This window comes from Marinactinospora thermotolerans DSM 45154 (assembly GCF_900167435.1).
GTDB classification, from domain to species: domain Bacteria; phylum Actinomycetota; class Actinomycetes; order Streptosporangiales; family Streptosporangiaceae; genus Marinactinospora; species Marinactinospora thermotolerans.
Window position 1 is genome coordinate 1 of sequence record NZ_FUWS01000004.1, and the last position, 13365, is coordinate 13365.

Below are 13365 nucleotides of genomic sequence, written 5' to 3' on the forward strand. Positions count from 1 at the left end.
GGTCGAGGAGGCGGGGGGAGACTTCACCGACCTCTCCGGCCGGCGCGACGCGGGCATCACCAGCGTCCTCGCCAGCAACGGCCGGGTGCACGCGGCGGCCATGGCCCTTCTCGCTCCCGGGACCGGGTGAGCCGTCGCCGCGCACAGCCCCGGCCGTGGCGCCGACCGTGAGGTCGGCGCCACGGCCGGGGCGTCGAGAGGGCGGGGGAGGAGCCGGCGGGCGGCCCGCCACGTTGACGCGTGATGTCGTCCCGGCCCGTGGGCCGGGGGCGCGTCGGATCGTGTCGGCGGGGACGGGCCACGGAGGAGGGCACCCGCGGACCGTCGAAGCCGCAGGTCATCCCCTTGTCCATCTACTGGGCTTTCCATGGCGAATGTTTTAAAGCGGACGTCGGCGGTAGGGCGAGGTCAAGCAAGGGCCCACATCCGACCAAACGGCTTCGATGACGACGGGAGCTCCATGAGCGAGGATCGGGAGGCCGCCGGCGAGCAGCGCGGAACCAGGAAGAAGAAGTCCGCGTTGGCGCGGGTCCGCGAGGCCAGGGAGCAGTTCGAGGAACTGACCGGCATCCGTGTGGAGGCCGTCTCCGGGATGGAACGCAGCGGCGAGGGGTGGACCGTCACGCTGGAGGCGCTGGAGTTGGAGCGCGTCCCCGACAGCGTCAGTCTTCTCGCCACCTACACCGTCGAGCTCGACGACGACGGTGACCTCATCGAGTACCGCAGGCTGCGTCGCTACACCCGCGGACGCGCCGACGCCTCCTGACACCACGGCTCCTTTCGAACCGATCCCCCTCCGCCGCGGCGGACGGGACACCGATGTCATTCGTCGCCGGTTCCGACGCAAAGGAGAAGCAATCACATGACCGTCGTTCAGCAGACCTCGGGCGGAGGCGGCAGATCCTCCGGAAACCTCTACGACGTGCTCGACCTCATTCTCGACAAGGGGTTGGTCATCGACGTGTTCGCGCGGGTGTCCCTGGTGGGGATCGAGCTGCTCACCGTGGACGTACGCATCGTCGTGGCCAGCGTCGACACCTACCTGCGCTTCGCCGAGGCGTGCAACCGCCTGGACCTGACCACGAGCTCCAAGGCGCAGACGCTGCCGGAAATGGTCGGGAGCATGACCGAGAAGGGCGCCCACGGAAAGAGCAAGGGGGCGCTGTCCGGCGCCGCCGAGGCCATCACCGACACGATCAGGAACGGCCGCTCCGACGACGAGGACAGGCAGCCCGCGCGTTCGCGTTCCTCGTCCTCCTCGTCGCGCAGCCGTCGGACCAAGGACAAGGAAGGCGAGGAATGAGCACCTACGTCTACGGGATCGTCCGGAGTTCGCACCCCCTGCGGCTGGACGGCCGCGCGGGCGTGGGGGACCCCGCGCCGCCGGTGCGCAGGATCGAGGCGGGTGACCTGGTGGCCGTCGTCAGCGACGCGCCGGAGGGGTTGCGCGCCAAGCGGCGTGACCTCACCGCCCACCAGGAGGTACTGGACCTGCTGGGAGAACAGGGGGCGGTGCTGCCCATGCGTTTCGGTACCGTCGCCCCCGACGACGGCGCGGTCACGGAGGAGCTGACCCGCGCGGCGGCCTACTACGAGGACCTGCTGGCGCGCCTGGACGGCCGCACCGAGGTCAACGTGAAGGCCTTCCACAACGAGGACGCCGCACTGCGCGAGGTCCTGCGGGAGGACGCGGGCCTGCGCTCGGCCAACGAGGCGTTGCGCGCCGCCGGTGGGGGCACCCCCGCCGAGCGTGTCGCGTTCGGCGAGCGGGTCGCCCTCGTCCTCGACGAGCACCGCCGGCGTGACGCCGACCGGGTCGTGGAGAAGCTGCGTCCCCATGCCGAGGAGATCGCGCTGGGGCCGCAGGTCGACGGCTGCGTGGCCAACGTGTCGCTTCTGGTGGAGCGCTCCCGGATGGCCGAGGTCGAACAGGCGGTACAGGAGCTGCGCTCCTCGCTGGGCTGGCTCATGGACATCCGAATGCATGGACCGCTACCGCCCTACAGCTTCGTGGCGGCCCGAGAGGAAGCCGTCCACTAGAGGAGGGCGTCATGGGACTGTTCAGCGCGCTTCTCGGCGCGCCCCTGGCTCCGGCCCGCTTCGTCGGGTGGACCGCCCGGCAGGTCCTCGACGCGGCCGAGCGTCAGTACTACGACCCCGACGCCATCCGCGCCGAGCTGGCCGAGCTGTCGGAACGCCTCGACGCCGGCGAGCTCACCGAGGACGAATTCGACCGCATGGAGGACGAGCTCCTGGACCGTCTGGAGGAGGCGATGGCCTACCGGGCGGGACAGTGAGCCGAACACGGATGCGAGAACCGAGATGGGCAACACCGGAAAGATCGTGTTGGCGGTGGCCGGAGGCTACGTCCTCGGCCGCCGTAAGAAACTGAAGCTCGCGCTCGGCCTGGGAGTGTGGCTGGGCGCCAAGAAACTCGACATCGACCCACGTCGGCTGCTCACCGAGGTGGGAGCGGAACTGAGCTCGCTTCCGATCGTGGGGGAACTGCGCGATCAGGCACGCGGCGAGCTGCTGTCCGCGGGGCGCAACGCCGCCGGCGCCGTGGCCTCGCGCTGGGCCGACGGGCTCGCCGACTCGCTGAGCCGACGTACCGACGCCCTCACCGGTGCCGCTCGCGCCGAGGACGACGAGGAACGCGGCGCCGAGGACGAACCCGCCGATGAGGACCGCGCCGAACGCGCCGGGGACGACGGAGCCGAGCGCGACAGGCCCAGGAAGAAGCGCCCCTCTGGCGGGGAGCGTGCCGCCAAGGGGGCCTCCACGGCCGCGAAGGGCACGTCGCGTGCGGCCAAGGACGGCGGTGGCCGCGCGGCCAAGGCGGCCGGCGGCCGCTCCCGCGCCACTCGCGGGAAATCCGGGGAGTGACCGCGATGGCAGAGCAGAGCACGGGACCCCTGGGCCGGCTGCGCGAGCGTAACCCCGCCGCCGGGCGTCTCATGGAGGAGCTGGAACGCTACACCGCGGCCAAGGCCACCAGCGTCGTCAGCTCGGCGGCGCAGGCGCTGGGGCGCGGAGCCGAACGCCTGGGCGCCGGGACCGGGGGATCGCTGGGAACCGTCGTCAAGGGCGGCAAGAAGATCACCGAGGGCAAGAGCCCGGCCCGCGCCGCCGTGGAGATCGGCGCCGGCGGCGTCAAGGACAGGATCAAGGGCGTGCTCGGCAGGCTCACGGGCGGTGGACGCGGGGGCGCGGGTCCGAAGGCGGTCGTGATCGTCGAGGACATCGACGTCGGCGTCCCGGTCCGGGTCGCCTACGACCAGTGGACCCGCTTCGGTGACTTCGCCTCGTTCACCAAGGGGGTGCGCAGCGTCGACAAGGCCGACGACACGACCTCCAACTGGACCGCCCGAGTGCTGTGGTCCACCCGTAGCTGGCAGGCCCGCGTCACCGAGCAGATTCCCGATCAGCGCATCGCCTGGACCTCCGAGGGGGCCAAGGGGACCACCAAGGGCGCGGTGACCTTCCACCCGTTGGAGGAGAACCTGACCAAGGTCCTGCTGGTCGTGGAGTACCACCCCAAGGGCCTGTTCGAACGCACGGGCAACATCTGGCGGGCCCAGGGGCGGCGCCTGCGCCTGGACCTCAAGCACTACCGCCGCCAGGTCATGATGCGCAGCCGCTTCGAGGAGGTCGAGGGCTGGCGCGGCGAGATCCGGGACGGCGAGGTCGTCGTGGACCACGAGGACGCCCTGGCGGAGGAGGAGCGTCGCCACGACGAGGCCGTGAACGAAGGGGAGGGCCATGACGGGCCCGACTCCGAGGAGGCGTGGGAGGAACCCGTCGAGGACGGGGAACGCCCCGACGACCTTGAGGAGGACCGCGAGGAGGACCTTCCCGAGGACGACGAGGAGGACGCCGCGCCGGAGCCGGTGGCGGAGGAGGACGACTACGACGAGGACACCGTGGAGGACGAAGGGCTTCTGCCCGAAGAGGAAGAAGGGGAAGAGGAAGAAAGACCGGCAAGGTCACGGCGCTGACCGGACCGGTTCCGGGGCGGCGCGGACGCCCGTCCGCGCCGCCCCGCCCAGCGAAGCGGAGTGGAGGCGCTAGACGTGACCGAGCCGACACCATGGCAGGGCGAGACGCGCCCGGCCCGGTCCCGAGGGGGGTCGTCGGCCAACCTCGCCGACGTCTTGGAACGGGTACTCGACAAGGGCGTCGTCATCGCCGGTGACATCAAGATCAACCTGCTCGACATCGAGCTGCTGACCATCAAGCTGCGGCTGCTCGTCGCCTCCGTCGACAAGGCCAAGGAGATGGGCATCGACTGGTGGGAGCACGACCCCGCCCTCTCCTCGAAGGCCTCACGCGACGACAACGAGCTCGCGGAGGAGAACCGGCGGCTGCGCGAGCGTATCGCCGCCCTGGAGGAGGCCGCGGCGCCGCCGGCGCAGATACCGCAGGCCCAGGCCTCCGTCGAGGAGACCTCGCAGGCTGGACAAGAGGAGGAGCGGAGCCGATGAGCACGATGGACCAGGCCGCCTACGCTTACGCCGTGGCACGTCCGTTCCCGGCCGAGCGGCTCGACGGATTGCGCGGTGTGGGGGGCTACCCCGTCCGGCTGGTCGAACACGACGACCTGGTGGTCGCCGTCAGCCCGGTGCCCCTGCACGAGTTCGACGAGCAGGCGCTCAAGGCCCGGCTGGAGGACATGGACTGGCTGGAGGCGATCGCCCGCGCCCACCACTCCGTCGTCGACGCGGTCGGTCAGGCCGGTGCGGTCGTCCCGCTACGGCTGGCGACCGTCTACCACGGGGAGGAACGCGCCCGCGAGGCGCTGCGGGAGGAGGGGTGGCGGTTCCGCGCGGTCCTGGACCGGCTGACCGGCCGGCACGAGTGGGGGGTCAAGATCTACGCGGATCCCTCGGCCATGCCCGCCCCCGAGCAGCGGCCGCGGCCGGGTGCGGGGTCGGGAGGGGGCGCTGAGAGCCCGGGCAAGGCCTACCTGCGTCGGCGTCAGGAGCAACGGCGCAGCAGGGACGACACCTGGCGGACGGCGACCGCCCTGGTCCGCCGGGTCGAGGAGTCCCTGGCCGATCTGGCCGACGCCTGTCAACAGCACCGACCGCAAGACGCCAAGTTGTCCGGGGAGCCGGGGGAGAACGTGCTGAACGCCGCCTACCTGGTTCCCGACAGCGGGGCCCGCCGCTTCCTGGAGGTCGTCGAGGCGCTGCGGGCCAACGCCCCGACGGGGACCCGTATCGAGGTGTCGGGGCCGTGGGCGCCCTACTCGTTCACGGCGATCGCCGAGGAGGCCGCCACGGCCGCGGCGGCGCACGGGGGGACGGGATGAGCGAGGTGGAACGGGCCCGGCCGGTGACCCGGGAACCGGAATGGGCCGAGCCGCTCGAAACGGAGGGGTCCTTCACCGGGTTTCCCGAGGGCCAGGGTTCGGTGGCCCGGGTGATCGACGAGGACCACCCGCTGGCCAACCGCGAGATCTCCCTGGTGGACCTGCTCGACCGGGTCCTGGCCAAGGGCGTGATGATCACCGGGGACCTGACGATCTCGATCGCCGACGTCGACCTGGTGCGGGTCTCGCTGCGGGCGCTGGTCTCCTCGATCAACGAACAGGTGGCCTCCCCCTGGGAGCACGGCCATCCGCTCGCCGGTTGGATCCGCCCCGACTGAGCCGGTCGGTCGCCAAGGAACGGAGGAGAGATGAGCGGCGACATCGAAGCGGGGCGGAAACGCTCCCCCGAACTGGACGAACCGCCTCAGCTGGTCGAGGTGGAGGAACAGCGCGACGTGCTGGGCGAGCTGGAACGCGCCCTGGACAAACCGGCCTCGGGACCGGTCAACCGGATCGCCACCGACCCCGACACGGTGGAGCGCGATCTCATCAAGCTCGTGCTGACCGTGGTGGAACTGGTCCGCCAGCTCATGGAACGCCAGGCCCTGCGCCGCGTGGACCAGGGAGACCTGACCGAGGAGCAGGAGGAGCGCATCGGGATGACCCTGATGCTGTTGGAGGACCGCATGACCGAGCTGCGCGAGCGGTACGGCCTGTCGGTCGCCGACCTCAATCTGGATCTGGGGCCTTTGGGGACGCTACTGCCGGAGAATCCGGCGTGAGCAGGTCGAATGGGGCGCGTCCGAATGGGTCCGCGTCAGGATCGGCCGGCGCAGGGGGCTGAGAAGACGCCGGCCGATCCCGCGCCTACACCGGGCCGCGGATCACCCCGGGGCCGCCATCGGCGTCGGGGACGCCGTCTCCAGAATGACCCGTTGTCGGCCGGTGTAGACGTTCATCGATGACCCGCGGAGGAACCCGACCAGGGCGAGTCCCGTTTCGGCGGCCAGGTCGACGGCGAGCGAGGAGGGGGCCGAGACCGCCGCCAGCAGGGGGATCCCCGCCATGACGGCCTTCTGCGCCAGTTCGAAGGAGGCGCGTCCCGACACCAGCAGCGCGGTCTCGCGCAGCGGCAGCCGGTCCTCGCGCACCGCCCAGCCGACCAGCTTGTCGACGGCGTTGTGCCGGCCCACGTCCTCGCGGATGGCCAGCATCTCACCGTCGGGGGTGAACAGCCCGGCCGCGTGCAGCCCACCGGTCCGGTCGAACACCCTCTGGGCCTCGCGCAGCCGGTCGGGCAGCGCGGCCAGCGTGGCCACGGGAAAGCGCACCTGGTCCTCGGCGACGGAGAAGTGGGCGGTGGAGCGCACCGCGTCCAGGCTGGCCTTGCCGCACAGGCCGCAGGAGGAGGTGGTGTAGAAGTTGCGTTCCAGTGTCGCCTCGGGCACCGCCACTCCGGGGGTCAGCGCCACGTCCAAGACGTTGTAGGTGTTGGACCCGTCCTGGGTGGCGCCGGCGCAGTAGCGGATGGAGACGATGTCGGCGGCCTTGGTGATGACCCCCTCGCCGACCAGGAATCCGGCCGCCAGGTCGAAGTCGTGGCCGGGGGTGCGCATGGTGATGGTCAGGGGGCGGCCGTTGAGGCGGATCTCCAGTGGTTCCTCCACGACCAGGGTGTCGACACGGCCACCGACCGCGCCGTCCCGGATGCGCAGAACCTTCTCCTTGACCGTGACTCGTCCCATGGGTCCCGTGCCTTTCCGGCGTCGCCTCCCTCCGAGCATCTTCGCCCGGACTCGTGAGGGAATTCCCCGTATGACGCCTTTTTAGTCGTGCCGACGCTGTTGCACGTGCTGAAAACCGAATCGACCCTTGATGCAGAGGTTGCCGTGCGTGACCGGATTGTCGTGTGGTGAGGTGACTTTGACGATCTCGTTGTCCTGGACGTGCAGGGTCACGTTGCAGCCCACACCACAGTAGGTGCACACCGTCGTGGTCTGTCGCTGCCGGGATTCGTCCCAGGTGCCCTCGGCGCGCATGTCGAACTCGCTCTTGAACGACAGCGCCCCGGTGGGGCAGACCTCGATGCAGTTGCCGCAGTACACGCACGCCGAGTCCGGGAGCGCCACGTCGTGCTCGGTGGAGACGCGCGCGTCGAACCCCCGGCCGGCCACCCCGATGGCGAAGGTGTTCTGCCACTGTTCCCCGCAGGCGTCGACGCACTTGTAGCACAGGATGCACTTGCCGTAGTCGCGCACGTACAGGTCGTTGTCGATCTTGGCGGGCTGTTCCACGGTCTCGGCCACCGCTCCGGTGGGGGGTTCGTGCTCGCCGGCTCTGCGGGCGTCCCGCTCGCCCATGGGAGCCGGCGCGGCGCGCGGGCCGAAGCGCTCGGGGCGGGCGTCGTAGTGCTCCATCCACTCCTGGGCCTGGGGCGTGGTGGACAGGTCCACCGAGGAGCCGAGCAGTTCCAGCACCGTCCGGCGCGCGTGGCGGACCCGGTCGGAGTCGGTGCGCACCGCCATCCCCGGTTCCACGGGGCGGGAACAGGCGGGGGCGAGCGTGCGCGCTCCCTCCACCTCGACCACGCAGATCCGGCAGGCGTTCTTGGGGGTGAGGGTGTCCCCGTAACACAGGGTCGGGCAGCTGACGCCCGTCTGGGCGCACGCCTGCATGATGGTCGCCCCCTCGGGGACGCGGACCTCCTGACCGTCCACGGTGACGTCGACCAGCCGCCGGGGTGGGGCGAGGGGGACGGGGGTGTTCAACGGGCCTCCTCGGTGGTGTCGGTGGTGGGGGCGGCGAAGACGCCGAGCCGGTCGATCGCCGACTCCACCGCGTTCCACGCGGTCTGGCCCAGTCCGCAGATGGAGGCGTCGCGCATGGCGGCGCCCACGTCGCGCAGCACCCTCAGTTCGGTGCGGCGGGAGGCCGAGCCGCCGGCCAGCCGGCGCAGCGCCTCCTCCTGGCGTACCGTGCCGACTCGGCAGGGCGCGCATTGGCCACAGGATTCGTCCCGGAAGAAGGCCGCGATGCGCACCAGGATCGAGGCCAGGTCCACGGTGTCGTCCAGCACCAGGACCACACCCGATCCCAGGGTGGCCCCCGCGGCCCGCGCCCCTTCGAAGGTCAACGGAATGTCCAGCTCGTCGCCGCGCACGAACGCCCCGGCGGCCCCGCCGAGAAGCACCGCCCGGATCTCGCGGCCCTCGGCCACGCCGCCGCTCAGTTCCAGCAGGTCGCGCAGTGTCGCGCCGAAGGGAAGTTCGTAGACGCCCGGCCGGCTCACCGTGCCGGAGACGCAAAACAGCTTGGGGCCGGTGGACCCCCCGGTACCGATCCGCGCGTAGGCGGGACCGCCCATGAGCATGATCGGAAGCACGTTGACCAGGGTCTCGACGTTGTTGATCGTCGTGGGACGGCCGAACAGGCCGCGTTCCACCGGGAAGGGGGGCTTGGAACGGGGTTCGCCGCGCCGCCCCTCGATGGAGTTGAAGACGGCGGTCTCCTCGCCGCAGATGTAGGCGCCCGCGCCGCGCCGGATCTCCACGTCGAAGTCGAAACCCGATCCGAGGATGTCGCGGCCCAGAAGGTTGCGCCCACGGGCCCGGGCGATCGCGTTCTCCAGCCGGGACAGCGCGCGGGGGTATTCGCCGCGGATGTAGAGGTAGCCCTTCTCGGCACCGGTGGCGTAGGCGGCGATCGTCATGGCCTCGATGACCGAGAAGGGGTCCCCCTCCATCAGCACCCGGTCCTTGAAGGTGCCGGGTTCGCTCTCGTCGGCGTTGCACACCAGGTAGTGGGGTGAGGCGGGCTGGCGGGCGGTCGCCTCCCACTTGCGGCCGGTGGGGAAGGCGGCCCCGCCGCGTCCGACCAGTCCTGATTCGACCACTTCCCGGATGACTCCGGCCGGTCCCAGGCGCAGGGCCTGGCGCAACGCCGCGTATCCCCCGTGGGCGCGGTAGTCGTCCAGGCTCTCGGGGTCGACCACACCGATACGGCGCAACAGGACCAGCCCGGGGACGCCGGCCTGGGGGACGGCCGCGCTCGGAGCCGGTTCCACGGTTCCGCCGGAGAGCGGGGAGGGGGCGAAGGTCGTGGCCGGGCGGTGGCCGTTGGACGGGGTGGTGTCGACGGGTGGTGGGGTCATCAGGGCGGCGATGTCCTCGGCGCGTGCCGGGGCGGCCACGGCGAAGCGCGGCGGGGACCCGGCCTCCAGGGCGAGGGCCGCCGGGGCGCGCTCGCACAGGCCCAGGCACGGGCTCTCGTGCCAGATCGCGCCGGCCTGCTCCCCCGAGGCGTCACCGGGGGGTCCCAGGCGCTCGGCGAGCTCGGCGCGTATCCGGTCGGCGCCCTTGGCGGCGCAGGCGATGTCGGTGCACACGTGCACGACCCGGGCGGGGCGCGCTTGGAGGGAGAACATGGCGTAGAAGGTCGCGACCCCGTAGGCCTCCGCGGGGGGAACGGTCAGCCGACGGCAGATGTAGTCCAGGGCGGCCGGGCTGATCCAGCCCGTGCGGTCGTTGACCGCGTGCAGCGCCGGCAGCAGCAGGTCCCTGCGGGCGCGGGCGGCGTGTCCGCCGCGGGCGTAGCGCAGGTCACCGGCTCGGCGCTCGCCGCCGTCCCAACCCGACTCCGCGGGTCCGAGTACGGCGTCCACGGCCTCACGTTCCAGTGAATCGGGGACAGCGTCCAGGAAGCGTAGGTCCACGTCCCGGTCACCTCGAATTCGTCGTGTCGGTCGCCGCACGTCCGTGCGCCGAGAGTGTGTAATCTGGATCACACGATTTTGTATACGGGCTACAGTATGCCTCGACTGGGGGGAGGGCAACCCCCTGTTCCCTCCCCGCCCACGAGGCCCGTCGACGCAGGTGGGCGCACTCGCGACGCCGGGGGTGCCCTCGCCCGCGCGCCCCACCCCGGGATCAGGTCGTCCGAGAGGCCGCGGTCGGCTCCCGCTCAGCGGCGGGCGCCCCCGCGGCGACCTTGTCGACACGCACCGCGGCCGCCTTGTACTCGGCGGTCCCGGCGATCGGGTCGGTGGCGTCCAACGTCAGCAGCTGGGTGTCGGCCTGCTGGGGGAAGTGGAAGGTCATGAACACCAGCCCTTCCCGCATCGACGGGGTGATGGAGACCGGGACGAGCACCGAGCCCCGACGCGAGGAGACGCGCACCACCTCCCCGTCGACCAGGCCCAGACGGGCGGCGTCCTCGGGGGAGATGTCCAGCAGCTCCCCGCGGCGCAGGGGAGAGGGGAAACCGCTCGTCTGCACACCCGTGTTGTAGTCGTCCAGCCGGCGGCCGGTGGTCAGCCGTAGGGGGTAGTCGTCATCGAGCAGGTCCACCGGCGGCGAGTGCCCGACCAGGCCGAAGGGGGCGGGCTCGCCGCGCTCCGCGGGATCGTCGGCCCACAGTCGCGCGTGCAGGTAACTCGGCTCCAGGGAGTCCTCGGAGGGGCAGGGCCACTGGATGCCCTGGTGCTCCTCCAGGCGGCGGTAGGACATGCCCCGGTGCATCGGGGACAGGGCGCGGACCTCGTCCCAGACCTCCTCGGCGCTGGGGTAGGGCCAGCGGTGTCCCATCCGGGTGGCGATGTCGCAGATGATGTTGATGTCGTCGCGCGCGCCGGGGGGCGGGTTCAGCGCCTTGCGCACGAGCTGGACACGGCGCTCGCTGTTGGTGAACGTCCCGTCGGACTCGCACCACGACGCGCTGGCCGGCAGCACCACGTCGGCGAGTTCGGCCGTCTTGGTCAGGAAGATGTCCTGGACGACCAGGTGGTCCAGCGACCGCAACCGGCGCGTCGTCTTCTGCGTCTCTGGCTCCGACTGCACCGGGTTCTCCCCGATGACGTAGAGGGCCGTCAGCTCCCCCTCGTCCATCGCCTCGAACATCTGGGTCAGCGTCTTGCCGTGGACGGGCTGGATCTCGCGTCCCCACACCGCCTCGAACCGGCCGCGCACCACGGTGTCGGTCAGGTCCTGGAAACCGGGCAGGCGGTTGGGGATCGCCCCCATGTCGCCGCCGCCCTGGACGTTGTTCTGGCCGCGCAGCGGGTTGAGCCCCGATCCATAGCGGCCTACATGCCCGGTCAGCAGGGCCAGGTTGATCAGCGCCCGTACGTTGTCGGTCGCGTTGTGGTGCTCGGTGATGCCCAGCGTCCAGCACAGTTGGGCGCGCTCCGCCAGCGCGTAGGCGTGCGCCAGCTCGCGGATGGCCTCGGCGGGCACGCCGGTCACCGCCTCGGCCGCGGCCGGCGTCCAGGGCTCGACGAGCGCGCGGTAGTCCTCGAAGCCCGTGGTGGCGCGGCGGATGAAGGTGTCGTTGGTGAGACCCGCGGCGATGATCTCGCGCCCGATCGCGTGGGCCAACGGGATGTCGGTGCCGACGTTGAGCCCCAGCCAGCGGTCGGCCCATTGGGCCGAGGAGGTGCGCCGCGGGTCCACGACGAACAACCGGGCCCCGTTGTGCACCCCCTTCAGGACGTGCTGGAAGAAGATCGGGTGCGCGAAGCGCGGGTTGCCGCCCCACAGCACGATCAGGTCGGTGTCCTCGATCTCCTGGTAGGAGGAGGTCCCGCCACCGGATCCGAACGCCGCGGCCAGGCCGGCGACGCTGGGGGCGTGGCAGGTGCGGTTGCAGGAGTCGACGTTGTTGGTGCCGACCACGGCCCGGGTGAACTTCTGGGCGACGAAGTTCATCTCGTTGGTGGCGCGGGCGCAGGAGAGCATTCCGAAGGAGTCGGGGCCGTGGCGTTCGATGTTGCGGGTGAACCCTTCGGCCGCGCGGTCGAGGGCTTCCTCCCAGGAGGCTGGGCGCAGTCGCCCGTCCTCGCGGACGAGCGGGCGGGTGAGGCGCTGGTAGGGGGCGGTGAAGGAGTCCGATCGCATCGGGACCTCGCAGGAGTGTCGTGGCCGATGGCGTGAAATACTGTCTACAGTATTCCGTCCTGGAACGTGAGACAAGAAGGAGCGCGGGCGGCCCGCGAACGGTTCAGGGTGCGACGGGGCCCTCTCGCAGACGTTCGTTGAGCAATGACGCCGCGGCGTCGATCGCCCGCAGGGCCGGCACGGGCGTGCCGGTCAGGTCGGCCAGTTCGACCACCGCGGTGAGGATGACGTCGAGTTCCATGGGGCGGCAGCGCTCGACGTCGTGCAACGTCGAGGTGCGGTGATCCCCGGCCCGTTCGGCTCCGGCCATGCGTCGTTCGATCGACACCGCGGGGCGCACGCCGAGCCGGGCCGCGACCTCCAGGGTCTCGCGCATCATCGTCACGGCCAGCTCGCGAGTCGGGGGATGCCGGCAGATCTGCGCCATCGTGGAACGGGCCAGCGCGCTGAGCGGATTGAAGGTGACGTTGCCCATGAGCTTGATCCAGATGTCCTCGCGGAGATCGGACTCCACCGGGCACTTCAGTCCGCCGGCGACCATCGCCGCGCTGAAGTCCAGGCAGCGTCGGGACACCTCGCCGCAGGGTTCGCCGATGGAGAAGCGGGTGCCCTCCAGGTGGCGTACCACCCCTGGAGCGGCGATCTCGGTCGCGGCGTAGACCACGCAGCCGATCGCGCGCTCCACCGGGATCGCCCGACTGACCGCGCCGTCGGGGTCGACGCTGGCGATGCGGTGTCCGCGGTAGGGGCCGGGCAGGCCGTGGAAGTACCACCAGGGGATGCCGTTCTGGGCGGCGATCACCGCGGTGTCCGGGCCGAGCAGGGGGCGCAGCAGCGGCCCGCAGCCGGCGTAGTGCTGCGCCTTGAGGCCGAGGAAGACGTAGTCGACCGGGCCGACCTCACCGGGGTCGTCGGTCACCTCGGGGTGGGCGGTGAAGTCCCCGCGTGGGCTGAGCACGTGGACCCCTGTGGCGCGCATGGCCTCCAGGTGCGCGCCACGGGCGATGAGATGGACCTCCGCGCCGCCGTGGTGCAGGGCCGCTCCCACGTAGGCGCCGATCGCCCCGGCGCCCAGGACCGCGATTCGCATGGACGCTCCCTTCTCCTGGAAGGTGAACTTGTATACAGTATGCTAAAAAGAAGTGGAGGGGACGTGACCAG

15 protein-coding genes are annotated in these 13365 nt (G+C 71.2%); 10 read left to right on the plus strand and 5 right to left on the minus strand.

The genetic code is table 11. The features are described from left to right. Positions 1 to 460: 460 nt before the first annotated feature. The 10 genes from gvpO to B5D66_RS07800 all read left to right on the plus strand — a co-directional run bounded on the left by gvpO (position 461) and on the right by B5D66_RS07800 (position 6096). Positions 461 to 766 (plus strand): gas vesicle protein GvpO, encoded by a 306-nt coding sequence (gene gvpO, locus B5D66_RS07755; RefSeq protein ID WP_078760990.1) that lies wholly within the window; start codon positions 461 to 463, stop codon positions 764 to 766. Positions 767 to 862: 96 nt separating this feature from the next. Then, positions 863 to 1303: a gas vesicle structural protein GvpA gene (locus B5D66_RS07760; protein ID WP_078760991.1), complete on the plus strand. Its 441-nt coding sequence runs from the start codon at positions 863 to 865 to the stop codon at positions 1301 to 1303. Further along, positions 1300 to 2040: a GvpL/GvpF family gas vesicle protein gene (locus B5D66_RS07765; RefSeq protein ID WP_078760992.1), complete on the plus strand. Its 741-nt coding sequence runs from the start codon at positions 1300 to 1302 to the stop codon at positions 2038 to 2040. Before B5D66_RS07760 ends, B5D66_RS07765 begins: the two co-directional genes overlap by 4 nt. A gap of 11 nt (positions 2041 to 2051) precedes the next feature. Beyond that, entirely contained in the window at positions 2052 to 2297 is a 246-nt protein-coding gene (locus tag B5D66_RS07770) for a gas vesicle protein GvpG (RefSeq protein ID WP_078760993.1), read from the plus strand. A 25-nt stretch (positions 2298 to 2322) separates the two neighbouring features. Beyond that, the gene (locus B5D66_RS07775; protein ID WP_078760994.1) at positions 2323 to 2886 is read left to right on the plus strand and encodes a hypothetical protein; all 564 of its coding nucleotides are present in this window, start codon (positions 2323 to 2325) and stop codon (positions 2884 to 2886) included. 5 nt (positions 2887 to 2891) lie between these two features. Further along, on the plus strand, positions 2892 to 3998 hold the full coding sequence (locus B5D66_RS07780) for an SRPBCC family protein (RefSeq protein WP_078761347.1): 1107 nt from the start codon (positions 2892 to 2894) through the stop codon (positions 3996 to 3998). 75 nt (positions 3999 to 4073) lie between these two features. Further along, positions 4074 to 4484: a gas vesicle protein gene (locus tag B5D66_RS07785; protein WP_078760995.1), complete on the plus strand. Its 411-nt coding sequence runs from the start codon at positions 4074 to 4076 to the stop codon at positions 4482 to 4484. After that, positions 4481 to 5314, plus strand: coding sequence for a GvpL/GvpF family gas vesicle protein (locus tag B5D66_RS07790; RefSeq protein WP_078760996.1), 834 nt, complete (start codon positions 4481 to 4483; stop codon positions 5312 to 5314). Before B5D66_RS07785 ends, B5D66_RS07790 begins: the two co-directional genes overlap by 4 nt. Beyond that, positions 5311 to 5652, plus strand: a complete 342-nt coding sequence (locus B5D66_RS07795; protein ID WP_144390029.1) for a gas vesicle protein — start codon at positions 5311 to 5313, stop codon at positions 5650 to 5652. Before B5D66_RS07790 ends, B5D66_RS07795 begins: the two co-directional genes overlap by 4 nt. Positions 5653 to 5682: 30 nt before the next feature. Continuing rightward, positions 5683 to 6096 (plus strand): gas vesicle protein K, encoded by a 414-nt coding sequence (locus B5D66_RS07800; protein ID WP_235000848.1) that lies wholly within the window; start codon positions 5683 to 5685, stop codon positions 6094 to 6096. Between the two features lie 102 nt (positions 6097 to 6198). On the opposite strand, the gene fdhD is transcribed toward B5D66_RS07800, so the two are convergent. The 5 genes from fdhD to B5D66_RS07825 form a co-directional block, all read right to left on the minus strand. Beyond that, positions 6199 to 7059 (minus strand): formate dehydrogenase accessory sulfurtransferase FdhD, encoded by an 861-nt coding sequence (fdhD, locus tag B5D66_RS07805; protein ID WP_078760997.1) that lies wholly within the window; start codon positions 7057 to 7059, stop codon positions 6199 to 6201. 81 nt (positions 7060 to 7140) lie between these two features. Next, positions 7141 to 8082, minus strand: a complete 942-nt coding sequence (locus B5D66_RS07810) for a 2Fe-2S iron-sulfur cluster-binding protein (RefSeq protein WP_078760998.1) — start codon at positions 8080 to 8082, stop codon at positions 7141 to 7143. Then, positions 8079 to 10025 carry an NAD(P)H-dependent oxidoreductase subunit E gene (locus B5D66_RS07815; protein ID WP_078760999.1) on the minus strand — a complete coding sequence of 649 codons (1947 nt, stop codon included), beginning with the start codon at positions 10023 to 10025 and terminating at the stop codon, positions 8079 to 8081. The genes B5D66_RS07810 and B5D66_RS07815 overlap by 4 nt, the downstream gene beginning before the upstream one ends. Positions 10026 to 10239: 214 nt before the next feature. Further along, positions 10240 to 12204, minus strand: a complete 1965-nt coding sequence (locus B5D66_RS07820) for a molybdopterin oxidoreductase family protein (protein WP_078761000.1) — start codon at positions 12202 to 12204, stop codon at positions 10240 to 10242. Between the two features lie 103 nt (positions 12205 to 12307). Further along, on the minus strand, positions 12308 to 13294 hold the full coding sequence (locus B5D66_RS07825) for a 2-dehydropantoate 2-reductase (protein ID WP_078761001.1): 987 nt from the start codon (positions 13292 to 13294) through the stop codon (positions 12308 to 12310). Positions 13295 to 13365 lie beyond the last annotated feature (71 nt).